Source organism: Sulfurivirga caldicuralii, from assembly GCF_900141795.1.
GTDB classification, from domain to species: domain Bacteria; phylum Pseudomonadota; class Gammaproteobacteria; order Thiomicrospirales; family Thiomicrospiraceae; genus Sulfurivirga; species Sulfurivirga caldicuralii.
The window spans coordinates 383443-404123 of record NZ_FSRE01000001.1; the positions used below are offsets into that span (position 1 = coordinate 383443).

Sequence of the window (20681 nt, forward strand, 5' to 3'; positions counted from 1 at the left end):
CAGTGGGCCTGAGGGCCTGTTTCAGTCGCTGCTGCTGAGCAGGATGAACAGGGCTTATTCTTGTGTGATGCTACAAGACGTTGTGTTGAGTCGCTGGAAGTCGGCTATCAGATCGGGGTGGTTTTCAGCCAGCTGATCAATCCCTTGTAGAACGCTGTGCGCCCAGGACGGCAACTGTGGGCTGATGCTGTAATGCATCCAGGTGCCTTCGCGGCGCGCTTGTACGATGCCTGCCTTTCTCAGGGTGCTCAGATGGCGCGACACCGTGCTCTGACTGGCACCGAGAATGGCCACCAGGTCACATACGCAGCGCTCGCCCTGGCGCAATAGCGCAACAATGCGCAGGCGCAGTGGCTCGCCGAGTGCTTTGAAGAAGTCCGTTTCGTTTTGCAGGGTCATACAGTAAGCTATTTGCTTATATCCGGATATTTGCACGCAATGCTTTCAGTTCCATTATAAGGCAATGGAGGCAAGGGAGTTTCGGGCTTTGGGTGATTGGTTTGCATACGCACTGTTGGGGCTGGATCCGGCCTCCCATCTCGGGCAGGCGGTGCAGTTCTTTGTCTTTGTCATGGATACCGCCAAGATCTTTTTTCTGCTGGTGGCGATCATTTACGTCATGGGGATGCTGCGCGCCATGGTGTCGCCGGAGCGGGTGCTGTTCCACCTGCTGAAAAGTGCCCGCAAGCGCCTCACCGGGCCTATGTGGGGCAAAGCGAAATAGCTTTTGCTGATTGCTGCTTGATAACCCGCCGCTGGCGGGTTATTTTTTGTTCATTCGCAATAAGAGGAGAGCGGCATGGTCAGTCTGACGACACCCGTATGTGAATTCGACAAGCCGGCGGTGGATTTTGCCCTACCCGGCGTGGATGGCGAAATCTGGACACTGGAAAAGGCCCGCGGCGAAAACGGTCTGCTGGTGATGTTCATCTGCAACCACTGCCCCTATGTGAAGGCGATTCTGCCGCGGCTAATCCGCGACACGCGCGAGCTGCGCGACCAGTGGGGCATTAACAGCATTGCCATCATGTCCAATGACCCGAGTCTTTATGAAGAGGACTCGTTCGAAAACATGCAGCGCATTGCCCGGGAAATGGACTTTCCGTTCCCCTATGTTTATGACAAAACCCAGGAAGTGGCCAGGGCCTATGGCGCCGTGTGCACGCCGGATTTCTTCGGCTACAACAGAGATCTGAAGCTGCAGTACCGTGGGCGGCTGGATGCTTCCCGCAAGGAACCGGCCCCGGAAAACGCCCGTCGCGAGCTGTTTGAGGCCATGGTGCAGGTGGCCAAAACAGGCCGCGGCCCGGAAGAACAGATTCCGTCCATGGGTTGTTCCATCAAGTGGAAGGAGTAGTAGGGGGGGGTCCCCGACTTTTTGCGCGGCGAAAAATTTGCGCTGCGCAAAAACTTGATTTTATTGGGAAAAATGCCTAAAATCTGCCCCTTTCCCCGAAAAAGAGACGCTTTCATGAGTGATCAACCCCTTGTGGGCATTATCATGGGGTCCAAGTCCGACTGGCCCACCATGGAGCACGCCGCGCAGATGCTGGATGAGCTGGGTGTGCCATATGAGGTGCGCGTAGTGTCTGCGCATCGCACCCCGGATCTGATGTTTGAATACGCAGAGCAGGCGGAGCCGCGTGGTCTGAAAGTGATCATCGCCGGCGCCGGCGGTGCGGCGCATCTGCCGGGTATGGTGGCGGCGAAGACGCTGGTGCCGGTGCTGGGTGTGCCGGTGAAATCCCGCGCGTTGAACGGGCAGGATTCGCTGCTTTCCATCGTGCAGATGCCGGGGGGCGTGCCGGTAGGAACATTGGCTATCGGTGAGGCGGGTGCGAAAAACGCCGGCATTCTGGCTGCGCAGATTGTGGCCAACGAAAATGAGGCGGTACGCGAACGCCTGCGTGACTGGCGACAGGCGCAGACCGAGGCAGTGCTCAACTGTCCTGATCCACGGGTTGAAGCCTGACAGGATAACGACGCCGCCTTGCGGCGTTTTTTATTTGAGGAGATGCCATGACCCCCATTACCCACAATATCGGTATTCTCGGTGCCGGCCAGCTGGGGCGCATGCTGGCCATGGCGGGCTATCCGCTGGGGCAGAAGTTCGGGTTTTACGGCTTTTCGAAGGATGAGCCCTCGGCGCTGCTGGGACACATGTTCACCCACGAGGACGAAACCGACACGCTGGAGGCGCTGATCGACTGGGCCGAGATCGTCACCTATGAAAGTGAGAATACCGATCTGGCCGTGGTGCGTCGCATTGAAGCGGCCGGGGTACCGGTCTATCCGGGACCGGATTCACTCTACTATAGTCAGCACCGCGGCCGCGAGAAAAGCCTGTTTCGCGAACTGGACATTCCCACCGCATCGTTTGAAGTGGTGGACAGTCTGGAGGCATTGCAACGGGCGATCAAGGTGATCGGCACGCCCAGCATCCTCAAGACCACGACGGAAGGCTACGACGGCAAGGGGCAGTATCGTCTGCAATCTCCGGCCGATGCAGAAGCGGCGTGGCAGGCGATTGGTGAACGCGAGGCGATTCTGGAAGGGTTTGTAGCCTTTCGCCGCGAGCTGTCCATTATTGCCGTTCGGGGCAAGGATGGCGAGATGGTGTTCTACCCACTGGTGGAAAACCAGCATCACAAGGGCATTCTGCGGCTGACGCTGGCACCGGCCGAAGCGATCGATCCGGCCATTCAGCAGGCTGCACAGGATTACATGCGCCGGCTGATGACGCGGCTTGATCACGTGGGGGTGCTGACGCTGGAGTTGTTTGAAACCGATGTGGGCCTGGTGGCCAACGAGATGGCACCGCGGGTGCACAACTCTGGCCACTGGACCATCGAAGGCGCGCAGACGTCCCAGTTCGAAAACCATATCCGTGCCATCACCGGCCTGCCGCTGGGCAGCACGCAGCCGCTGACCAGCTGGTGCGCCATGGTCAATATCATCGGCGAGACCGGGCACATCAAGGATGCTCTGCGCCTGCCTGGCGTGCATGTGCACCTGTATGACAAGACAGAGCGGCCCGGGCGCAAGCTGGGGCATTTGAACGTGGTGGCGCACAGTGCCTGGGCGCGGGAACAGGCGCTGGCGGCGCTGGCGCCCTTTTTGCCAGCAGGCGGGTGATGAGGCGTTATACAGGTTGGTCCTGCACAATTTTTATGCGCTTCATTCATGTGATTTCACATGATGGGGGGGCGATTAAGGGGTAGGGGGCGGACTCAACAAGCCAGCGCAGCAGGTGGATCAATCCCGAAGAACACCTGCTTAGGCGTCTTCATCCCCAAACATTTCCGAGGTCGGTTGTTTAACCGGGCGCCATAACTGGCTGTTGCAGGGCCTGGGGCCGTGTCGGCTCTTGCGTTGTTGTGCCAGTCTGTGGGCCTGTTTTGGGCGGTAGCCTTTCAGTCCTGTGTTGCGTCTTAATTCCCGAGTGATGGTGGATGGATGTTGAGTTCACAGGCGATTATGCGCTCTGCATCCTCATCTTCTGCCTGATCCCATTGATCTTCGGCCCGGTATTGTCTATAGTTCGCGTTATTTCCCAGCGGATATAACGCTATGGTTCGAATTCTGCTTCTCATCGCTTTTGCCCTGTCCACGCTGGCAGCCATACCGGCACGGGCAGAGGTGCTCACTGTTGCGGTGTCATCCAATTTTGTCGCGCCCATGCAGCAGCTGGTGCGCCTGTGGCAGCAGCGATATCCCGACCAGCCCGTGCGCATTTCCAGTGCCTCCACCGGCAAGCTGTACGCCCAGATTCTGCATGGTGCGCCATTCGATCTTTTTTTCGCTGCCGATGCCGAAGGACCGCGCTCGCTCTATGCGCAGGGACGTGCGCAGAAGCCCGCCACCTATGCACTGGGCGAACTGGTGCTGTGGCAGCGCGCGGGTGTACAGTCGCCACTGGCGCGCCTGAAGGCGGGTGACTTCCGCCGTCTGGCGCTGGCCAATCCGAAAACGGCCCCCTACGGCCGTGCCGCGCAACAGGTGCTGCAGAAGTTGGGCCTGTGGCCGCGCGTGCAGTCAAAACTGGTGCGAGGGGAGAATGTGGGGCAGGCGTTTCAGTTTGTGCGCACCGGCAATGCCGAACTGGGCTTTGCCGCCCGCAGTCAGCTGATTCAGACCCACCTGGATGATGACGCCCACCGCTGGCTGGTGGATGCCGATCTGTACGACCCCATCGTGCAGCAGGCGGTGGTCATCAAGGGACGCCCCCATGAAGCGGCGGCGCAGCGCTTCCTCGACTTTGTGTTGCATGATTCCGCCGCCCGTGCCGCCATCGCCCATGCCGGCTATCGGCTGCCGCTGTGATGGCACTGGACTGGACACCCCTTTGGCTCACCTTCAAGGTGGCGGCACTGACCACGGTTATCCTGCTGATCGTGGGTACGCCGCTGGCGCTGTGGCTGGCGTTCAGCAGGAGCCGCTGGCGCTTTCTGTTTGAGGCATTGATCGCCCTGCCATTGGTGCTGCCGCCGACGGTGTTGGGTTTCTATCTGCTGATTGCCATGGCGCCGGACAGTCCTATCGGTCAGCTTTATGCCGCGCTGTTTCCCGACAGGACCCTACCGTTCAGCTTTGAGGGCGTGGTGGTGGCATCGGTGCTTTATTCCCTGCCCTTTGCGGTGCAGCCGCTGATGCACGCCTTTGAGCAGGTGGGGGAGAAGCCGCTGCAGGCTGCTGCAGTGTTGGGCGCGGGGCCGTGGACACGCTTCTGGAAGGTGCTGGTGCCGCTCAGTCGTCATGGCTTTCTGATAGCGGCCACACTGGCGTTTGCGCATACGGTGGGCGAGTTCGGTGTGGTGCTGATGGTGGGCGGCAATATCCCGGGCGTGACCCAGGTGGCCAGTATCGCCATCTACGACCATGTGGAAAACATGGAATACACGCAGGCGCACATGCTCTCGGCCGTACTGCTGATTTTCTCTTTCGCCGTGCTGGCGCTGGTGTATCGGCTCAACCGCAGCTGGGGGCGTCTGGATGGCTAAGTTGCGCTTCGAACTGACCCATCAGCGCGGCGAGTTTGTCCTCAATGCTGCTGCCACGCTACCGGAGGCGGGCGTGACCATGTTGTTTGGTCCATCCGGCAGCGGCAAGTCCACCCTGCTGATGGCGCTGGCGGGACTGTTGCACGGCGAAGGCGTGGTGGCGCATGGCGATCAGTGCTGGCAGGCGTCTGCTCGCCGCTGCTTCGTCCCGCCGCACAGGCGCCCGTTGAGCGTGGTGTTTCAGGACGGGCGTCTGTTCGAGCACATGAGCGTTGAAGAAAATCTGCGCTTTGCGTGGCAGCATGGTCATGGTGCCACGCCCATCGCTTGGGACGTCGTGGTGGACGGGCTGGGCATTGCACCCTGGCTCAAGCGGCGGCCGCAGCAGCTTTCCGGTGGTCAGCGTCAGCGGGTGGCACTGGCACGCGGGCTGCTTGTCCGACCGGCATGGCTGTTTCTTGACGAGCCGCTCAGCGCGTTGGATGCACCGGCGCGCTCGGAAATCCTTGCCCTGCTGGAGGGGCTGAAGGCTGACCTCGAATTGCCCATGCTGTGGGTCACCCATTCCATTGAAGAGGTGGAGCGGCTGGGAGATCAGGTGGTCTTTATGGACAGCGGCCAGCTGCAGCCGCCACAGTCGTTGCAGGCGGCGATCCGTCAGCCGGGCACGCCGCTGTTCCGTGAAGAGGCACCGGTGGCGCTGCTCACCGGCACGGTGTCGGTGCCGTGCGATGGGTACGGTCTGTCGCAGCTGCAGCTGGGGGAGAGCCGTCTGTTTGCCCACGCAGTCACTGCGCCAATCGGCACAAATGTTCGTCTTCGTGTGCCCGCGGCCAGTGTGACGCTGAGTCGCGCGCCCTTGGAGGAAACATCGGCGCTGAATCAGCTGCCGGCGCAGGTGATGTCACTGGGCGAGGTGCAGGGACACCAGCAGCTGGTGACGCTGGCACTGGCAGACGGGCAGACGTTGCTGGCGCAGGTGACACGCCGTTCGTTGCAAATGCTGGACCTGCAGCCGGGCGAGCAAATCTGGGCGGTGATCAAGGCGGTGAGCGTGTTGTAGAAGGGGGGTCCCCGACTTTTTACGGCGGCGTTTTTCCGCCCGACAAAAAAGCCCGCAGATGCGGGCTTTTTTGCGGCTGAAATGGCGTTTTTTACAGCTGTGGCAGGTATTCCGGCAGATGCTTGCGGATTTCTTCCGGTTTCTCGGTGGTAAGGTCCTTGGCCAGTTCAAATGACACTACCTTTTTCACATTCTTGTCCAGTGCATTGCGCAGGTGGCCGAGGAACTTGGGGGCGGCCACCAGAATCAGCTGTTCGTACTTGTGTTCGTGAAACGCCTTGTAAAGTTCCTGTGCTAGCTCCTTGGCGAAGCGGATGGCTTCTTCTTCCGTGGGCGTGACCTTGGGTTCGTAGCCGTGGGCACCCATGCCGGCATCATTGCTGTGCTTGCCGGGCAGGTCGGTGGTCAGTTCCTGATCGTGCAGGCGCGCCTGAATGTGCTGCAGGTCTTCCAGTTCCTGCAGGCCGGAGGTGGGGGTTTCTGCGGTAAACAGGCGAGCTCGGCTGCTGTCTGCGACGACAATCCAGGTCTTTTTCATGATGCGCTCCTTGTGGTGAAAATAAATTTCCCTTCATTAATAATGATAGGGACGGCTGAAGGCCCTTTAAAGGGTTCAGATAAGTCGTTCGTTTCCTTCCATCTCGGGTGGCAGCTTGCCGCTCAGCTTGATCTGCAGACGCACGTCGTTCGGCGAGTCGGCAAAGCGTAGTGCGTCTTCGTAACTGATCAGGCCTTCGTTGAAAAGGTCGAACAGGTGCTGGTCGAAGGTTTGCATGCCCACTTCGCGGCTTTCTTCCATGGTTTTTCTCAGTGAAGTCAATTCTCCTTTGAATATGAGGTCCGCAACTCGTGGGGTACGGATCAGGATTTCAACAGCGGCAACGCGTCCGCCACCGACTTTAGGTACCAGCCGTTGGGAGACGACTGCCTTCAGGTTGTATGAAAGATCCATGAGCAACTGGGGGCGACGCTCTTCAGGGAAGAAGTTGATAATGCGGTCAAGGGCCTGGTAGGCGTTGTTGGCGTGCAGTGTGGAGACACACAGATGGCCCGTTTCAGCAAAGGTGACCGCATGTTCCATATTTTCGCGATCGCGAATTTCCCCGATCATGATCACGTCCGGTGCCTGGCGCAAGGTGTTTTTCAGCGCCATTTCGTAGGAGAGGGTGTCCATACCCACTTCACGCTGGGTGACGATGGATTTTTTGTGACGATGCACGAATTCGATGGGGTCTTCGATGGTGATGATGTGCGAAGCGGTGGTGGTGTTGCGGTGATCGATGAGGCTCGCCAGTGAGGTGGATTTACCTGTGCCTGTACCGCCCACGAACAGGATGAGACCCTGTTTTTCCGTGATCAGTCTCTTGAGTACCGGCGGCAGGCCGAGGCTCTCAAAAGGAGGGATCTCTGTTTTGATGGTGCGCGCTACCAGGGCCGGCGTGCCACGCTGGATAAAGGCATTGAGACGAAAGCGGGCACGGCCGGGGATGGCATGGGCGAAGTTAAGCTCGAAGGTTTTGTCAAATTCTTCCTTTTGGTGCGGCAGCATGGCCGCGTAGGTGAGCCCTTTGGCTGTATCTGAGTCTACCTTGTCTTCCGAAATATAGTGAAGAACGCCGTCCTTGCGCATGGCTACGGGTGAGCCGGCTTCGATATACAGATCAGAGCCGCCCTGCTCCAGCAGAATCAGTAGCAGTTCATCCAGCAGCTTGGTGTAGTCAATTGAAGCGCTTTCTTCAGTCATAGGCGTTACGCAGAGAAAAGAGATGGATCGGTTGCTTTTTTACGCGCGTCTTCCGGTTTGACCAGTCCGCGTTTCACCAGTTGCAGTAACGCTTGATTAAGCGTCTGCATCCCTTCCTGACTATGCGTTTCGATAACAGAGGGAAGTTGTGCAATCTTGTCTTCCCTTATGAGATTACGCACCGCAGGAATGCCCACCATGATTTCAAATGCGGCGATACGTCCCTTGCCATCGGCACGCTTGACCAGCGTCTGTGCGATGACCCCCTGCAGAGACTCGGCCAGCATGGTGCGGATGAGCGCTTTTTCGTTGCCGGGAAAGGCGTCGATAATACGGTCTGCCGTTTTCGCAGCCGAGTTGGTGTGCAGGGTGGCTAACACCAGGTGTCCCGTTTCAGCAGCGGTAAGCGCAAGGCGAATCGTTTCCTGATCCCGCATTTCACCGATCAGGATGACATCCGGGTCTTCCCGAAGTGCACTGCGCAGGGCATTGTTATAGCTGAGGGTATCACGGTTAACTTCCCGCTGATTGATACTGCTGCGTTTGGGGCTGTAAATGAATTCAATCGGGTCTTCAATGGTTAGGATGTGGTAGGGATGCGACTGGTTGATGTGTTCAACCATGGCTGCGAGCGTAGTGGATTTACCAGAGCCGGTAGGGCCGGTAACTACAACCAGGCCACGAGGCTTGTTGGCCAGCTCTGTCAGAATGGGCGGTGCATTCAGTGCTTGCAGACTCATGACTTTTTCAGGGATGACCCGAAATACACCGGCGAGGCCTCGGTTCTGATAAAAAATATTGGCACGGAAGCGCGCTACTTTAGGCACTCCGAAGGAAAAGTCCAACTCGCGATGTTCCTCGAAGCTGCGGCGTTGCGCATCATTCATGATGTCGTAGAGGAGTGCACGGGCTTCCTCTTTTTGCAGAGGGGGGATATCTATCTTGAGGATGTCACCGTTCTTGCGGATCATGGGCGGTTCGCCTGCAGAAATGTGCAGATCGGACCCGCCTTCCTGTACGCAGAAGATGAGCAGATCGGTAATGTCCATCACGGGTTGAGCATCTCCTCTGTCAGCTTGAGCACCTCCGGCGTGACGGCGTGCGCTTTCTTGAAGGTGCGGTAGCGCTCGCGGCCCCGTTCGATCAGTTCGGGGGACTGATCGAGCAGCTCAAGGGTGAGCTTAAAGCCTTTGAAGTGTTCGGGCAACTGTGGATGCAGATTGATGAGGATATCCCCCTGCTGAGGACTCGCGTCGGCCCACAGTCGGATCGGCGTTTCGGGCGCTTCGCTGCCCAGGGCATGGGGAAGAAAGGCGTCGGCGCGATACTGCCACAGCTGGCGATCCAGCGTGTGCACGGCCTGTTCAGACGGCAGGCGCAGATCGCACTGACGTCCGGCTGCCCAAAGCGCTTCAAGCAGGCGGATGAGGTGCTGCAGGCGGAAGCGAGGTGCCTGTGTCTGCAACACATGGAAGACCACGCCACGCTGATTCGCGTCAGGCAGCCACGCCGGCATGATTTACTGACCGGCTTCCTGCAGCAGCCATTGCACCAGGGTGGGCACGGGGCGGCCTGTGGCCCCCTTCTTGTCGCCGCTCACCCACGCTGTGCCGGCGATGTCCAGATGCGCCCACGGACGGTCGTCCTCAATAAAGCGGGCAAGGAACTGGCCGGCGGTAATGGTGCCGGCAGGACGCCCGCCGATATTGGCCATGTCGGCGAAGTTGGACTTCAGCTGCTCGTCGTATTCTTCGCTCAGCGGCAGACGCCACAGCCGGTCGTAGGTCCAGTCGCCGGTCTGCTGCAGCGTGTCGGCCAGCGTATCGTCGTTGCTCATCAGTCCGCTGATGTGATGCCCGAGGGCGATGATGCAAGCGCCGGTCAGCGTGGCCAGATCCACCACCTTGGCAGGCTTGAAGGTACGCTGTGCGTAGGTGAGGGCATCGCACAGGATCAGGCGGCCTTCCGCATCGGTGTTGAGGATTTCGATGGTCTTGCCGGAGAGGCTACGGATAACGTCGCCGGGGCGCGCCGCCTTGCCGGAGGGCATGTTTTCGGTGGCGGGGATGACGCCCACCACGTTGATGGCGGGCTTGAGTTCACCCAGCGCCTTGAAGGTGCCGAGCACGGCGGCGGCGCCGCTCATGTCGTATTTCATCTCGTCCATGCCTGCGCCCGGCTTGAGGCTGATGCCGCCGGAATCGAAGGTGACGCCCTTGCCCACCAGCGCAATGGGTGCGGCATCGCCAGCCCCCCTGTAGCTCAGGGTAATGAGCTTGGGCGGGGCCTCGCTGCCGCGGGCGACCGCCAGCAGGGCCCCCATGCCGAGGCGCTCCATGTCTTCCCGTTCCAGCACATTGACCTCGAAACCGTACTCGTCGGCAAGGAGCCTGGCGGTGTCTGCCAGAAAGGCCGGGGTGCAAAAGTTGGGCGGCATGTTGGCCAGCTCCTGGGTCAGCGCCATGCCCAGCGCCGTGGCTTGCGCTGCCCTGACGGCTTGCTCGGCGTCTGCGCTGGCTTGTGCCGGATAGACGATGCAGTCCAGCTTCGGGTCGCGCTGCGGGCGGTCGCCGCGGCTTTCGTGTTCATAGTCATAGAAGCTGCGCTGCAGGTGCAGCGTGTTCTGATACAGCGCCCAGTTCGTATCCTGTCCTTCAGGGGCGACATTGACCAGTGCATTGAGCGCGCAGCGGGCGCCGCTGTGATCCAGCGCAGCGGTGGTGGCACGAATGCTGTCCTGATACTTTTTCGGGGTCAGCGCCGCACGCTTGCCCATGCCCACCAGCAGCAGGCGCTGACAGTCCAGGCCTTCCACATCCAGCAACAGACGGGTATTGCCCACCTTGGGTTCAAAATCGCCATCGGCGAGCAGACCGGTCAGCAGTTCGTCCAGACCGTAGCGTTCGGCGAGTGAATTGTCGTCTTCATCAAATACGGGCAGAACCAGCGTGTCGAAATAGTCGGCGTCGGCTTCGAAATGGAATCGGATGGCTTTCATGTGTGCACTCCCTGATGCAGCTTATAATTTTCCCCATTATAAACAGCGGACCTTTCCCATTGCGCATCCTTAATCGATATCTCGCCGGCGAGCTGTGGCAGACCTTTGCCGCGGTGCTAGTGGTGCTGTTGCTGATCACCTTTGGTACTCAGGTGAGCGAATTGCTGGCGCTGGCGGCGCAGGGACGCGTTGCGCCCGAGCTGGTGGGCAAGCTGTTGTTGCTGAAAATCCCGCCGGCGCTGGAAGTGGTGCTGCCCCTGGTGGTGCTGCTGGCCAGTCAGCTGACATTCGGACGGCTGTATCAGGATCAGGAAATGGTGGTGCTGGCCAGCTGTGGCGTCCCGCCAGCCTATTTTCGCGCGCAGGTGATCAAGTTTGCCGTGCCGCTGATGCTTGCAGCACTTGCGGTGAGCGCTTTTCTCACGCCCTGGGCGCAGCAGCAGTCGCGGCTGCTGTTGATGGCACAACAGCAGCAGTCCCCACTGGCGGCGTTTCAGCCCGGTCGCTTCAATGATCTGGGGGGGGAGGGCGTTTTTTATGCGGCGCGGCAGGATGCGGACGGCACGCTGCGTGAATTGTGGCTACAGGTACAGACGCCCGAGGGCAGTGTGCAGATGAGCGCGCCGCGCGGTCGGTTTGAGTGGGTCGAGGGTCGGCTGGCGCTGGTGCTGGAAGATGCGTGGTCGGTGCAGGGCTACCGTCCCGGCGAGACGGTGGTGACGGTGCGTCACATGGGGCGTTTCGAGGGTTTTGTGCCGCATCTGTCGGTGCAGGCACCGCCTAGCCGGCAGGAAAAGACCTTGGCGCAGCTCTGGCACAGCGATCAGCCAGGGGATAGGGCACTCCTGCATCAGCGTCTGATCGTGCCCTTCAGTATTCTGGTCATGGCGCTGCTGGGCTTGAAGCTGGCGAAAACCCGTCCCCGGGAAGGGCGCTTCGGGCGCTTTTTTGTGGCGCTGGTGGTATATGTGCTCTATGTGCAGCTGCTCACGGCGTTTCAGGACCGGGTGGCTCATGGGGAGGCCGTCTGGATACTGGGCATGTGGGCCGTGCCCTTGGGCTTTCTGGTATGGTTGTTGTGGCCTGAACGCGTGCGCTACCGCCGGGAGGTGGCCGCGTGAACCTGCGCGCCGTGTGGACACTGAATCGCATCGAACGCTATCTGGGGCGCACGGTGGTCGCCTATACGCTCGGCGTGCTCGCCGTGCTGCTGGTGGTGCTGGGCTTTGTGGAGCTGAGCATTCAGCTGGGCAAGCTCAACGACAGCTACACGCTGGAAAAGGGCGTGCTGTATACGCTGCTGAAGCTGCCTGTGTATGGCTATGAGGTGTTTCCGGTGGCATTGCTGATTGGCGCGCTCATGGGGCTGGGTGCGCTGGCAAACCGCAGCGAACTGATCGTGATCCGCGCGGCAGGCTGGCCGGTATGGCGCATTTTCGCCGGTGTGCTCAAGTCGGTGCTGCTGTTTGCCCTGGTGATGGTGGCGCTGGGGGAATGGGTTGCGCCACCCAGCGAGGCGCTGGCGAAAAAGCTGCGTGCGGAAGCGCTGCACAAGGACTATTCCATCGGCTCTGACAACGGCGTGTGGTTGCGCCAGCGTCTGGGCGGCAAGCCGGCCATGGTGCATGTGCGCACGGTGGTGAATGCGCAGCTGCTGGCCGGTGTGGAGCTTTTTGTCATGGAAAAGAACCGGTTGGCGCGCTATGTGGCCGCACCACGGGCACGCTGGGATGCTGAAAAGGGTGCCTGGCGGCTGGAGAGGGCAAAAAGTCGCCAGATTACGGCGCAAAACCGCCTTGTAGACGGCACGCTGCAACCTGCCTTTTCGGTGCGATCCGAAAAAGTCGGGGACCCCCTTGTCCCGCTGGTGCTCGAGCCGGAGACGCTGACAGTGCTGCAGGTGGATACGCGCTATATGGGCATTCGCGACTTGATGGGTTATATCGATTTTCTGCACGCCAATGGACTGGATGTGCGGCCCTATCAGCTGGCGCTGGCGCGCAAGCTGTCATTGCCGCTGACCCTGCTGGCCATGCTGGCGATCGTGTTCCCGCTGGTGTTCGGATCCATTCGGCAGGTGAGCATGGGGCAGCGCATTTTTGTGGGCGTGCTCATCGGGCTGGGCTTTCATTTCGCCAATCAGCTGTTGGGCAATCTGGCGCTGGCGTATGGCCTGCCCATCTGGCTGGGTGCTGTGGCGCCTTCATTGATCCTGCTTGCGCTGGCGATGTGGGGGTTTGCGCGTCTGGATCGGCCGTGGAAACAACGGAGAAAACTTGCGTGATGGCACTGTTAATTTTCATTGTGACGCTTGTTCTGGTGATCTGGCAGCCGCGCGGGCTGGGCATTGGCACCAGTGCCTCGCTGGGTGCTGCTGTGGCGCTGATGTCCGGTGTGGTGGACTGGCAGGATATTCCCATTGTCTGGGACATCGTGTGGGATGCCACCTTTACCTTTGTGGCGCTGATCATTATTTCGCTGCTGCTGGATGAGGCAGGCTTTTTCCGCTGGACAGCGATGCACGTGGCCCGCTGGGGACGTGGCAACGGCCACCGACTGTTTGTGCTGGTGGTGCTTCTGGGCGCACTGATCAGCGCGGTATTTGCCAATGATGGCGCGGCGCTGCTGCTCACACCGATCGTGCTGGCCATTCTGTTGCGGCTGGGCATCAGTCATGCCGGGGCGTTTGCATTTGTCATTGCCACCGGCTTTATTGCGGATACGGCAAGTCTTCCCCTGGTGATTTCCAACCTGGTAAACATTGTCAGTGCCAACTATTTCGGTGTGGGCTTTGACCGCTATGCGCAGGTTATGGTGCCGGTCAATCTGGTCTCGATTGCGGCTACACTACTGGTGCTATGGCTCTATTTCCGCCATGAAATTCCGGATTACGATATGACCAGTCTGGAAGACCCGGCGCGCAGTATTCATGATCCACTGGTGTTCAGGGCGGCGTTTCCATTGCTGGCGTTGCTGCTGGTGACGCTGTTCGTCACCGCTGCAATGGAGGTTCAGCTGCCCACCTCCCTGTTTGCCGGCACTACGGCACTGATTTTTCTGGCGTTGGCAGGGCGCTGGCACAGAGGTGGGCAGGGGGCGGTCATCCCGGTGCGCATGACCCTAAAGCTGGCGCCCTGGCAGATCGTGATTTTCAGTCTGGGCATGTATCTGGTTGTGTATGGGCTGCACAAGGCTGGACTGACATTGCTGTTGAGCGACTGGCTGACCCGGTTGGAAGCACACGGGCTGGTGGCAAGCAGCGTGGGCACGGGGGTACTCAGTGCGTTGCTGTCCGCCGTTATGAACAATATGCCCATGGTGCTGGTGGGCGTTTTGGCTATCGATCATGCGCAGGTATCGGAACTGACCCGCGAGCTGATGATGTATGCCAATGTTATCGGCTGTGATCTGGGGCCGAAATTCACGCCCATCGGCAGTCTGGCGACTCTGCTGTGGCTGCACGTGCTGGCGCGCAAGGGCGAGGTCATCAGCTGGGGACAGTACATGAAGGTGGGGCTGATCCTTACACCGCCGGTATTGCTGGCAACCCTGCTGGCGCTGGCATGGTGGCTGCCAGTTGTCAGTGCCTGATGGCAATGCCCTCGCTGCGTCAGGATGCCAGCGGGCATGAAAAAAGCCGTCCAGATGGGACGGCTTTTTTATGGCTGGCGTGAAACAAGGGGGTTATTGCTGGCCCTGTTCCCGTGCAATGGCGCGGTGACCGATGTCGGTGCGGTGATATTCGTCCGGCCAGTGGATTTTGGCCACCGCTTCATAGGCCTTGCGCTGCGCCTCGGAAACGGTGTCACCCAGTGCGGTGACACACAGCACGCGTCCGCCATTGGTGAGCACCTTGCCCTCGTCGGACAGTTTTGTGCCCGCGTGGAAGACCTTCACGTCAGGCAGCTGAGCCGCATCCTCCAGTCCCTCGATCACATCGCCCTTGCGGTAGCTGTCGGGATAGCCGCCGGCGGCCATGACTACACCCAGCGCCGCGCGCGGATCCCACCGGGTTTCGTGCTGGTCCAGCGTGCCGTCGAAAGCAGCTTCGATCAGTTCGATCAGGTCAGACTGCATGCGCATCATGATAGGCTGGGTTTCGGGGTCGCCGAAGCGGCAGTTGTACTCCAGCACCTTGGGCGTGCCATCCTCGGCAATCATCAGGCCGGCATACAGAAAGCCGGTGTAGGGCGCGCCTTCGGCTGCCATGCCGCGCAGGGTGGGCCAGATGACTTCGTTCATGATGCGTTCATGGATTTCAGGCGTCACAACCGGGGCGGGAGAGTAGGCGCCCATGCCGCCGGTGTTGGGACCGGTGTCGCCGTTGTCGCGCGCCTTGTGGTCCTGGCTGGTGGCCATGGCGATGACGTGCTCGCCATCGGCCATGACAATAAAGCTGGCCTCTTCACCGCTCAGAAATTCCTCAATGACCACGCGGGAGCCGGCGTCGCCGAACTTGTTGCCGGCGAGCATGTCTTCTACCGCGGCGATGGCTTCGTCTTGCGTCTGCGCCAGAATCACGCCCTTGCCGGCGGCCAGACCATCGGCCTTGACCACGATGGGTGCGCCCTTCTCGCGGATATAGGCGGTGGCATCAGCGATGTCGGTGAAGACGCCGTACGCAGCAGTGGGAATGTTGTATTTGGCAAGGAAGTCCTTGGTGAACGCCTTGGAGCCTTCCAGCTGCGCGGCCTTCTGCGTGGGGCCGAAGCACTTGAGCCCGGCGGCCTGAAAGGCATCCACCACGCCCAGCACCAGCGGGGCCTCGGGGCCGACGATAGTCAGGTCGATGGCATTGTCCCGTGCGAACTTCACCAGCCCGTCGATATCTGTTGCCTCAATGGCCACGTTTTCCATGTTGGGTTCCAGTGCGGTGCCGGCGTTGCCCGGCGCCACATAGACCGTATCCACTTTCGGGGATTGCGCCGTTTTCCACGCCAGCGCATGTTCGCGGCCGCCGCCGCCAATGACGAGTACTTTCATGCCCGTGTCTCCTTAATGTCTGAAGTGGCGCATGCCGGTCAGTACCATCGCCATGCCGTGTTCGTCTGCCGCGGCGATGACCTCATCGTCGCGGATGGAACCGCCGGGGTGGATTACCGCGGTAATGCCGGCCTCGGCAGCCGCATCGATGCCGTCGCGGAAGGGGAAGAAGGCGTCCGAGGCCATGACGGAACCGCGCACTTCCAGTCCCTCGTCCGCTGCCTTGATGCCGGCGATCCTGGCGGAATAGACACGGCTCATCTGCCCGGCGCCAATACCGATGGTCATGGTGTCCCTGGCATAGACGATGGCGTTGGACTTGACGAATTTCGCCACCTTCCAGGCAAACAGCAGGTCGCGCATTTCCTCCTCGGTGGGCACGCGTTTGCTCACCACCTTGAGCTGGTCGGACGTGACCATGCCCAGATCACGGTCCTGAACCAGCAGACCGCCGGTGACACGCTTGAAGTCCCACGCCGGCTGCGGCTGGTTAAGTTCCCCGCAGGCCAGCACGCGCACATTGGGCTTGGCTGCGGTAACCGCCAGCGCTTCGGGGGTAACCTCGGGCGCGATGATCACTTCCACAAACTGGCGGTCGATAATGGCCCTGGCGGTCTCCGCGTCCAGTGGGCGGTTAAAGGCAATAATGCCGCCAAAGGCAGAGGTGGGATCGGTCTTGAAGGCACGGTCGTAGGCCTTGGTAATGGTTTCATCCGTGGCCACGCCGCAGGGGTTGGCGTGCTTGACGATGACGCAGGCGGGTTCGTCGAAGCTTTTTACCAGCTCAAGCGCGGCATCGGTATCGGCAATGTTGTTGTAGGAAAGTGCCTTGCCCTGCAGCTGCTTGGCTGAGCTGATGCTGGCTTCCTTTTGTTCGCGTTCCACATAAAACGCAGCTTTCTGATGAGGGTTCTCGCCATAGCGCAGCGCCTGTTTCTTGACGAACTGGCTGTTGAAGGTGCGCGGGAACGGATCCTGCTCGGGATCTTCGTTGAACAGGCGGCCAAAGTAGTTGGCGATGGCGCCATCGTAGCGGGCGGTCTGCTCAAAGGTCTTGATGGCCAGGTCGAAGCGGGTGTCGAATGACAGGGCGCCGTTGTTGGCGCGCATTTCTTCCACCACGCGATCATAGTCGGCCGGATCGGTGACCACGGCCACATCCTTGTGATTCTTGGCAGCGGAGCGCAGCATGGTGGGGCCGCCGATGTCGATGTTTTCCACCGCTTCTTCCAGGGTGCAGTCGGGACGCGCTACGGTCGCTTCGAACGGATAGAGGTTCACCACGACCATGTCGATGGGCTTGATGCCGTGTTCGGCCATGACCCCATCATCGGTGCCGCGGCGCCCCAACAGGCCACCGTGGATCTTGGGGTGCAGCGTCTTGACGCGGCCATCCATCATTTCGGGAAAGCCGGTGTAGTCCGAAACCTCGGTAACGGGAATGCCCGCCTCCTTGAGCGCGCGGTAGGTGCCGCCGGTGGAGAGAAGTTCCACACCCATGTCGGTAAGGGCGCGGGCAAAATCGACAATGCCGGTCTTGTCGGAAACGCTGATGAGCGCGCGACGGATTGGTTTCATGGTCACTCCTGAATGTGGGTCAGTTGGTAATAGGTGATTTTCTTGAGCAGGGTGTTGCGGTTGATGCCGAGAATGCGTGCCGCGTGGGTGCGGTTGCCACCGGTGCGCTGCAGGACGACGCGCAGCAGGGGGGGCTCCACCTGCTCGAGCACGGTTTTGTACAGGCGGGTCATGTCCTCTTCGCCCATTGCCTCGAAATAGGCGCGCACGGCCTGTTCGACGGCGTCGCTGAGGGAAATGGGCTCACAAGGCGAAGGCATGGCTGTATGTCTGTTCGATCCAGTCAAGTTGGGCCTGAGCATGGCTCAGACGGACAAAGGTGTTGCGAAACGTTTCGCCATTGGGCAGGTGGCGGGCATACCAGCCCGCATGCTTGCGTGCCAGACGTACCCCTGTCGTTTCACCGTAATAGGCGTGCAGTTCGCGCACATGCCGGTGCAGGGTGGCGACACGCTCCTCAAGGCTGGGCGGGATCCACTCCTCTTCGGTGAGGGCAGCGCGTATTTCGCCAAAGATCCACGGGTTGCCAAAACTGGCGCGTCCGACCATGACCCCTGCTGCACCGGTGTATTTTAATACATGGCGGGCCTTGTCGCCGCTGTCGATGTCGCCATTGGCAAGCACCGGTATGGTTAGACGCTGGGCGATTTCGGCGAGGGTATCGTATTCTGCCTCACCCTGAAAGCGCTGGGATCGGGTGCGCCCGTGGATGGTGACCAGGGCAAGACCACTTTCCTGAGCAATCCAGGCCAGTTCGGGCGCATTGCGGTGGCCCTCGTCGGTGCCGGTGCGCATCTTGACGGTGACCGGGACCGGTACGGCCGCCACCACCGCCTCGAAAATGGCCGCCACACGTGCCGGGTCGCTCATTAAGGCAGAGCCAGCTGCCACATTGCACACCTTTTTGGCCGGGCAGCCCAGATTGAGATCGATGATATCCGCGCCCTGATCCACGTGCCAGCGTGCGGCATCCGCCAGCAGCTGTGGATCATGCCCCAGCAGTTGAACGGCGTGGGGAGCAGGCTCGGCAGAATCGGCCCGACGGGTGAGGGATTTTCTGTGGTTGCGCAGGTCGGGTTTGCTGTGGGTCATTTCTGCTACGGCATAGCCTGCACCCTGTTCGCGGCAGAGTGTGCGAAACACCCTGTCCGTCACGCCTGCCATGGGCGCCAGTGCAAGGTTGTTGGGCAGGCGCCATGACCCGATCTGCAGCGGTTTGAGCACGGCTCGCTCAGAGGCGATCCATGGCGTCCACCACCTTGCGCACGCCCTTGACGCGCGAAGCGGCGGCGATGGCTTTCTGGGCTTCCTGTTTGCTGACCAGGCCCATCAGATAAACCGTGCCGTCATAAACGGTATAGCGAATGGCCGCGCTGGTCAGTCCCTTGGTCTTGACCATTTCTGCCTTGACCTTGGCGGCGATCCAGCCATCTTCACGAGCGCGGTCCGGGGTGCGCGGGGCACCAACACGAACGCGGTTATAGACCTTACGCACATAGGGCACCTGGCGGGCCAGGCGGTTGAGCAGCTGCAGGTCGGCTTCGGTGGGGACAGCGCCGACCAGCAGCATCTTGTGGTTGTAGGTCATCACCTCAATGTTGTTGACGTCCAGCCCCGCCTGGCGCATGAGCTCGATCATGCGGGCCTGCGCCTTTTCATCTTCCGTAATGGTGTCCGCGTCGCGGCGCTCGGCACCGAAATAGTAGCCCAGCGCACCGGCACCGCCTGCAAGGATGAGTGGGGCAGCACATTGGCTGAGGCCCAGTGTCAGGGCCAGCGTTACCAGAATAAGGCGCAATTTTTTCACGGGGTGTCTCCTGTTCGGGTAATGGATCCATCGCTGCTGTATTGTAGCCATATCAGTCGACGCGTCAGGTCGCCGTGTTCATCAAATCCAAGACGTCCGGTCAGGCGCTGGGCGCACGTACCTTTGGGAAGGGGGTGAGTGCTCAGCCACAGGGCGTCGGCGCCATAGGCTTCCAGGCGGTTTGCATAGGGGTCCGGGTTCAGCAGCACGGGCATGCCCGGAAAGGGAATATGCTTGAGATCCCGCGTGGCAATGGCGGAGGTATGCAGGCTTTCGTGCATGAGCAGAGAGGTGCCCAGCACGGGTGTTTTCAGGCCATAGAAAGCGCGCAATGGATTGATGACTGCGGCAATTTTGGGGCGCGTGGCAATGACAAGGGCCTGCAGGTCCTGACGAGGTCGGGGCTGAAAGGCAAGTGGATGGTTAAGTGTGTACTGAAGATTGTTTTTGCGTGCTTTGCTCAGGTCGATATGCAGGAGATGATCGAATGTATAACGAATCTTGCGCGGATTAAGGTCGTAGTTGGCCGCAATGGCGGTATGGGAGGGGGTTTGCATCCAGGTGTCCATCAGCTCCTGGGTAATGCGTTGAGCCGAAGGTGTCTGTTCAGAGAAGATGCCGATGCGGCGCGCGCCGAGCGCATGCAGCCATGCTACCAGCATGTCGATTTCGTTGGAACGTGTATAGTGCAGACTGTAGCCATAGCCATTTATCCGATCGTTCAAAAGCCATGCGGGCAACATGCCTCGCTGGCTGATCCAGGCAATGTTTTCGGGGAGGAGAGGGCCGATCACGGCATCAGCAGGTGTGCTGAGAAGTGCGGCGTAGCCTTTTTGCAGACGCTCGCGGCTGCTGGTGTCATGAAAGGTGAGCTGGAGTTGGGGTATCCGCTGGCTGTAAAGCTGCTTGATCATGCCGGCGCGAATGCTTTGTGCCACCGGCGCATAACGTCCCTGAAGCGGCAGTAGTACGGCAACGTGTCTGGGAGCGGTCGGGGCTCTGGTCAGGGCGGGAAGCAGATGATGCCAGTAGATGGCGCGTGGATAAAGCCATTTCAAATCCTGAGCGCGTTGCTGAAGGCAGCAGGTTTTGGCATTCATGAAATCCACCAGATCAACCCACGCGCGGACCTGCAGATAGGGGCTTTCAGAAAGGTGCGCCCGACTCTCAGGCGGCAATTTTCTCAACTGTGACCAGATTGCCACTTCAATTGCAGCGCGATCCGCGTCGGAGCTCAATTGCCACAAGGCTTCCGACTGCAGAATGAAGCGCTCCCAATCCCCTCGCTGACGGGCCTGCTGAATGGCAGTTTGAAGGCTTTGCTGGGGGGGTGCAGCTTCAAGCGGGGGCGGTGAAGTCTGGGGCGCTGGCTTGCGAGGAGGTTGTGCACACTGGCTGAGGGTCAGCAGGAGCGGAAGAAGCCATAAGAAACGCATTACAATGTCGACCCTGTTGTTTTGCACATCATCAAGAAACCCCTGCATCGGCTGGTTAATATGCTTCAGTCG

At 60.1% G+C, this 20681-nt stretch carries 22 protein-coding genes; 10 read left to right on the forward strand and 12 right to left on the reverse strand.

Annotation, left to right across the window (positions count from 1 at the left end):
• Nucleotides 1-54: 54 nt before the first annotated feature.
• On the reverse strand, nucleotides 55-399 hold the full coding sequence (locus BUQ81_RS02035; protein ID WP_074200720.1) for an ArsR/SmtB family transcription factor: 345 nt from the start codon (nucleotides 397-399) through the stop codon (nucleotides 55-57).
• Between the two features lie 88 nt (nucleotides 400-487).
• On the opposite strand from BUQ81_RS02035, the gene BUQ81_RS02040 reads away from it, so the two are divergent.
• From BUQ81_RS02040 to modC, 7 genes are all read left to right on the forward strand, one after another.
• On the forward strand, nucleotides 488-724 hold the full coding sequence (locus BUQ81_RS02040) for a hypothetical protein (protein ID WP_200770529.1): 237 nt from the start codon (nucleotides 488-490) through the stop codon (nucleotides 722-724).
• A 75-nt stretch (nucleotides 725-799) separates the two neighbouring features.
• Nucleotides 800-1357: a thioredoxin family protein gene (locus BUQ81_RS02045; protein ID WP_074200721.1), complete on the forward strand. Its 558-nt coding sequence runs from the start codon at nucleotides 800-802 to the stop codon at nucleotides 1355-1357.
• A 114-nt stretch (nucleotides 1358-1471) separates the two neighbouring features.
• Nucleotides 1472-1972, forward strand: coding sequence for a 5-(carboxyamino)imidazole ribonucleotide mutase (gene purE / locus BUQ81_RS02050; RefSeq protein WP_074200722.1), 501 nt, complete (start codon nucleotides 1472-1474; stop codon nucleotides 1970-1972).
• Between the two features lie 47 nt (nucleotides 1973-2019).
• On the forward strand, nucleotides 2020-3135 hold the full coding sequence (locus BUQ81_RS02055; protein ID WP_074200723.1) for a 5-(carboxyamino)imidazole ribonucleotide synthase: 1116 nt from the start codon (nucleotides 2020-2022) through the stop codon (nucleotides 3133-3135).
• 435 nt (nucleotides 3136-3570) lie between these two features.
• Nucleotides 3571-4323: a molybdate ABC transporter substrate-binding protein gene (modA, locus tag BUQ81_RS02060; protein ID WP_074200724.1), complete on the forward strand. Its 753-nt coding sequence runs from the start codon at nucleotides 3571-3573 to the stop codon at nucleotides 4321-4323.
• Complete coding sequence (gene modB, locus BUQ81_RS02065) at nucleotides 4323-5000, forward strand: molybdate ABC transporter permease subunit (protein ID WP_074200725.1); 678 nt, start codon at nucleotides 4323-4325, stop codon at nucleotides 4998-5000. The genes modA and modB overlap by 1 nt, the downstream gene beginning before the upstream one ends.
• Nucleotides 4993-6063: a molybdenum ABC transporter ATP-binding protein gene (modC, locus tag BUQ81_RS02070; RefSeq protein ID WP_074200726.1), complete on the forward strand. Its 1071-nt coding sequence runs from the start codon at nucleotides 4993-4995 to the stop codon at nucleotides 6061-6063. Before modB ends, modC begins: the two co-directional genes overlap by 8 nt.
• 91 nt (nucleotides 6064-6154) lie before the next feature.
• Here modC and BUQ81_RS02075 read toward each other — a convergent pair whose 3' ends face one another.
• The 5 genes from BUQ81_RS02075 to BUQ81_RS02095 all read right to left on the reverse strand — a co-directional run bounded on the left by BUQ81_RS02075 (nucleotide 6155) and on the right by BUQ81_RS02095 (nucleotide 10805).
• Nucleotides 6155-6601, reverse strand: coding sequence for a VLRF1 family aeRF1-type release factor (locus BUQ81_RS02075; RefSeq protein WP_074200727.1), 447 nt, complete (start codon nucleotides 6599-6601; stop codon nucleotides 6155-6157).
• A gap of 75 nt (nucleotides 6602-6676) precedes the next feature.
• On the reverse strand, nucleotides 6677-7807 hold the full coding sequence (locus tag BUQ81_RS02080) for a PilT/PilU family type 4a pilus ATPase (RefSeq protein ID WP_200770530.1): 1131 nt from the start codon (nucleotides 7805-7807) through the stop codon (nucleotides 6677-6679).
• 5 nt (nucleotides 7808-7812) lie between these two features.
• Nucleotides 7813-8856, reverse strand: a complete 1044-nt coding sequence (locus BUQ81_RS02085; RefSeq protein ID WP_074200728.1) for a type IV pilus twitching motility protein PilT — start codon at nucleotides 8854-8856, stop codon at nucleotides 7813-7815.
• Nucleotides 8856-9323 (reverse strand): DNA polymerase III subunit chi, encoded by a 468-nt coding sequence (locus BUQ81_RS02090; RefSeq protein ID WP_074200729.1) that lies wholly within the window; start codon nucleotides 9321-9323, stop codon nucleotides 8856-8858. Before BUQ81_RS02090 ends, BUQ81_RS02085 begins: the two co-directional genes overlap by 1 nt.
• A gap of 3 nt (nucleotides 9324-9326) precedes the next feature.
• Nucleotides 9327-10805 (reverse strand): leucyl aminopeptidase, encoded by a 1479-nt coding sequence (locus tag BUQ81_RS02095; RefSeq protein WP_074200730.1) that lies wholly within the window; start codon nucleotides 10803-10805, stop codon nucleotides 9327-9329.
• A 14-nt stretch (nucleotides 10806-10819) separates the two neighbouring features.
• Between BUQ81_RS02095 and lptF the strand changes: the two genes are divergently transcribed.
• Genes lptF through BUQ81_RS02110 form a run of 3 tightly spaced genes read left to right on the forward strand, consistent with a single transcriptional unit; the run spans nucleotide 10820 to nucleotide 14396 of the window.
• Nucleotides 10820-11926 carry an LPS export ABC transporter permease LptF gene (lptF, locus tag BUQ81_RS02100; protein ID WP_074200731.1) on the forward strand — a complete coding sequence of 369 codons (1107 nt, stop codon included), beginning with the start codon at nucleotides 10820-10822 and terminating at the stop codon, nucleotides 11924-11926.
• Nucleotides 11923-13089 (forward strand): LPS export ABC transporter permease LptG, encoded by a 1167-nt coding sequence (gene lptG, locus BUQ81_RS02105; RefSeq protein WP_084188189.1) that lies wholly within the window; start codon nucleotides 11923-11925, stop codon nucleotides 13087-13089. Before lptF ends, lptG begins: the two co-directional genes overlap by 4 nt.
• Complete coding sequence (locus BUQ81_RS02110; RefSeq protein WP_200770531.1) at nucleotides 13089-14396, forward strand: arsenic transporter; 1308 nt, start codon at nucleotides 13089-13091, stop codon at nucleotides 14394-14396. The genes lptG and BUQ81_RS02110 overlap by 1 nt, the downstream gene beginning before the upstream one ends.
• Before the next feature lie 93 nt (nucleotides 14397-14489).
• Here the strand turns inward: BUQ81_RS02110 and purD are convergent, their stop codons facing one another.
• Genes purD through BUQ81_RS02140 form a run of 6 tightly spaced genes read right to left on the reverse strand, consistent with a single transcriptional unit; the run spans nucleotide 14490 to nucleotide 20657 of the window.
• A complete protein-coding gene (gene purD, locus BUQ81_RS02115) occupies nucleotides 14490-15788 on the reverse strand; it encodes a phosphoribosylamine--glycine ligase (protein ID WP_074200733.1) in 1299 nt (432 codons plus the stop codon).
• A 12-nt stretch (nucleotides 15789-15800) separates the two neighbouring features.
• Entirely contained in the window at nucleotides 15801-17366 is a 1566-nt protein-coding gene (gene purH, locus BUQ81_RS02120; protein WP_074200734.1) for a bifunctional phosphoribosylaminoimidazolecarboxamide formyltransferase/IMP cyclohydrolase, read from the reverse strand.
• Nucleotides 17367-17368: 2 nt separating this feature from the next.
• A complete protein-coding gene (locus BUQ81_RS02125; protein WP_143598437.1) occupies nucleotides 17369-17626 on the reverse strand; it encodes a helix-turn-helix domain-containing protein in 258 nt (85 codons plus the stop codon).
• Nucleotides 17610-18590: a tRNA dihydrouridine synthase DusB gene (dusB, locus tag BUQ81_RS02130; protein ID WP_074200736.1), complete on the reverse strand. Its 981-nt coding sequence runs from the start codon at nucleotides 18588-18590 to the stop codon at nucleotides 17610-17612. The genes BUQ81_RS02125 and dusB overlap by 17 nt, the downstream gene beginning before the upstream one ends.
• A 7-nt stretch (nucleotides 18591-18597) precedes the next feature.
• Nucleotides 18598-19173, reverse strand: a complete 576-nt coding sequence (locus BUQ81_RS02135; protein ID WP_074200737.1) for a BON domain-containing protein — start codon at nucleotides 19171-19173, stop codon at nucleotides 18598-18600.
• Nucleotides 19170-20657, reverse strand: coding sequence for a penicillin-binding protein activator (locus BUQ81_RS02140; protein WP_074200738.1), 1488 nt, complete (start codon nucleotides 20655-20657; stop codon nucleotides 19170-19172). Before BUQ81_RS02140 ends, BUQ81_RS02135 begins: the two co-directional genes overlap by 4 nt.
• Nucleotides 20658-20681: the final 24 nt, after the last annotated feature.

Bases quoted from the DNA above. Each gene is read 5' to 3' on its own strand.
- BUQ81_RS02035 (WP_074200720.1), bottom strand. From the start codon at position 399: ATGACCCTGCAAAACGAAACGGACTTCTTCAAAGCACTCGGCGAGCCA.
- BUQ81_RS02045 (WP_074200721.1), top strand. From the start codon at position 800: ATGGTCAGTCTGACGACACCCGTATGTGAATTCGACAAGCCGGCGGTG.
- purE (WP_074200722.1), top strand. From the start codon at position 1,472: ATGAGTGATCAACCCCTTGTGGGCATTATCATGGGGTCCAAGTCCGAC.
- BUQ81_RS02055 (WP_074200723.1), top strand. From the start codon at position 2,020: ATGACCCCCATTACCCACAATATCGGTATTCTCGGTGCCGGCCAGCTG.
- modA (WP_074200724.1), top strand. From the start codon at position 3,571: ATGGTTCGAATTCTGCTTCTCATCGCTTTTGCCCTGTCCACGCTGGCA.
- modB (WP_074200725.1), top strand. From the start codon at position 4,323: ATGGCACTGGACTGGACACCCCTTTGGCTCACCTTCAAGGTGGCGGCA.
- modC (WP_074200726.1), top strand. From the start codon at position 4,993: ATGGCTAAGTTGCGCTTCGAACTGACCCATCAGCGCGGCGAGTTTGTC.
- BUQ81_RS02075 (WP_074200727.1), bottom strand. From the start codon at position 6,601: ATGAAAAAGACCTGGATTGTCGTCGCAGACAGCAGCCGAGCTCGCCTG.
- BUQ81_RS02080 (WP_200770530.1), bottom strand. From the start codon at position 7,807: ATGACTGAAGAAAGCGCTTCAATTGACTACACCAAGCTGCTGGATGAA.
- BUQ81_RS02085 (WP_074200728.1), bottom strand. From the start codon at position 8,856: ATGGACATTACCGATCTGCTCATCTTCTGCGTACAGGAAGGCGGGTCC.
- BUQ81_RS02090 (WP_074200729.1), bottom strand. From the start codon at position 9,323: ATGCCGGCGTGGCTGCCTGACGCGAATCAGCGTGGCGTGGTCTTCCAT.
- BUQ81_RS02095 (WP_074200730.1), bottom strand. From the start codon at position 10,805: ATGAAAGCCATCCGATTCCATTTCGAAGCCGACGCCGACTATTTCGAC.
- lptF (WP_074200731.1), top strand. From the start codon at position 10,820: ATGCAGCTTATAATTTTCCCCATTATAAACAGCGGACCTTTCCCATTG.
- BUQ81_RS02110 (WP_200770531.1), top strand. From the start codon at position 13,089: ATGGCACTGTTAATTTTCATTGTGACGCTTGTTCTGGTGATCTGGCAG.
- purD (WP_074200733.1), bottom strand. From the start codon at position 15,788: ATGAAAGTACTCGTCATTGGCGGCGGCGGCCGCGAACATGCGCTGGCG.
- purH (WP_074200734.1), bottom strand. From the start codon at position 17,366: ATGAAACCAATCCGTCGCGCGCTCATCAGCGTTTCCGACAAGACCGGC.
- BUQ81_RS02125 (WP_143598437.1), bottom strand. From the start codon at position 17,626: ATGCCTTCGCCTTGTGAGCCCATTTCCCTCAGCGACGCCGTCGAACAG.
- BUQ81_RS02140 (WP_074200738.1), bottom strand. From the start codon at position 20,657: ATGCAGGGGTTTCTTGATGATGTGCAAAACAACAGGGTCGACATTGTA.